At 68.4% G+C, this 1455-nt stretch carries 1 protein-coding gene; it reads left to right on the top strand.

Going from position 1 to position 1455, the window contains the following annotated elements:
- Positions 1-255 precede the first annotated feature (255 nt).
- Positions 256-1455 (top strand): IS110 family RNA-guided transposase (locus ABT158_RS51180; protein ID WP_352366765.1); only part of this gene is annotated, 1200 nt, incomplete at its 3' end.

A 1455-nucleotide genomic window follows, 5' to 3' on the forward strand; every position in this document is an offset into this window, starting at 1 on the left:
TCCTAATCAGTTCTGGGAGTAAGCCATCCGGCAGACTCCTTGGTGGTAGCCGCCGGCAGGTGAGCACTCCGGTTTCCTGGACGGTGAGTCCTGACGAAAGACCGTGCCCCTGCCGTTGGCCGGGAGAGTTGATCGCTGATGGGATGTCGTGCCCGCCCTGGTGGCGTGAGCACTGCTTGATTAGGTCGCTGAGGTTCTCCCGCCGGCTGCTCAGGGTGATCGGCATCGAGAACGGGAGGACCGTTGCGACTGTTCATGGGAGATGACTGGGCCGAGGAGCATCACGATGTGGAGGTGATGGACGGCTCCGGCCGGAGGCTGGCCAAGGCTCGCCTGCCCGAGGGCGTGGCCGGGATGGCCCGGCTGCACGCCATCGTTGGCGAGCTGGCCGGAGACGACGCCGATGAGGTCGAGGTGCTGGTGGGCATCGAGACCGACCGGGGACCGTGGGTGGCCGCGCTGGTCGCTGCCGGGTACACGGTGCTGGCGGTCAACCCGTTGCAGGCCTCCCGGTTCCGGGACCGGCTCGGAGTCTCGGGAGCCAAGAGCGATGCCGGGGATGCGCACGTGCTGGCCGACATGGTCCGCACCCACGCCCACGAGCTGCGCGCTGTGGCGGGGGACTCGGCCGAGGCCGAGGCGATCAAGGTCGTGGCCCGCACGCACAAGACCCTGATCTGGGAACGGACCCGGCACACCCAGCGGCTGCGGCACGCGCTGCGTGACTACTTCCCGGCTGCGCTGGTCGCTTTCGAGGACCTGGACGCCACCGACAGCCTGGAGCTGCTGGCCAAGGCCCCTACCCCAGCGCAGGCCGCCAGGCTGACGATCGGGCAGATCAGTACCGCTTTGCAGCACGCCCGCCGCAAGAACGTGGCCGACAAGGCCGTGGTGATCCAGGCGGCGTTGCGCGCTGAGCACCTCGGTCAGCCGGAGGTGGTGACCGACGCCTACGCCGCCTCCGTCCAGGCGTTGCTCGCGGTCCTGAACGTGTTGAACCACCAGGTCAAGACGCTGCAAGGGCAGGTCGAGGCCCATTTTGGCGCGCACCCGGCCGCTAAGATCATCCTCTCCCAGCCCGGGCTGGGGATGGTCCTGGGTGCCCGGGTGCTCGCAGAGTTCGGCGACGACCCCACGCGATACGCCAGCGCCAAGGCCCGCAAGAACTACGCCGGGACCTCCCCGATCACCCGGGCGTCCGGCAAGAAGAAGGTCGCCCTGGCCCGGTTCGTGCACAACGATCGGCTCATCGACGCGCTGCTCACCCAGGCCTTTAGTGCCCTGAGACTCTCGCCCGGTGCACGCGCCTACTACGACCGGCAACGAGCTCGCGGCTCCGGCCACAACGCCGCGCTGCGCCAGCTCGCCAACCGGCTCGTCGGCATCCTGCATGGATGCCTCAAAACCGGCACCCTCTACGACGAGACGACCGCCTGGTCGCATCACGCAGAATCG

The sequence above is a fragment of the Nonomuraea sp. NPDC001636 genome (assembly GCF_040298265.1).
Taxonomy (GTDB): domain Bacteria; phylum Actinomycetota; class Actinomycetes; order Streptosporangiales; family Streptosporangiaceae; genus Nonomuraea.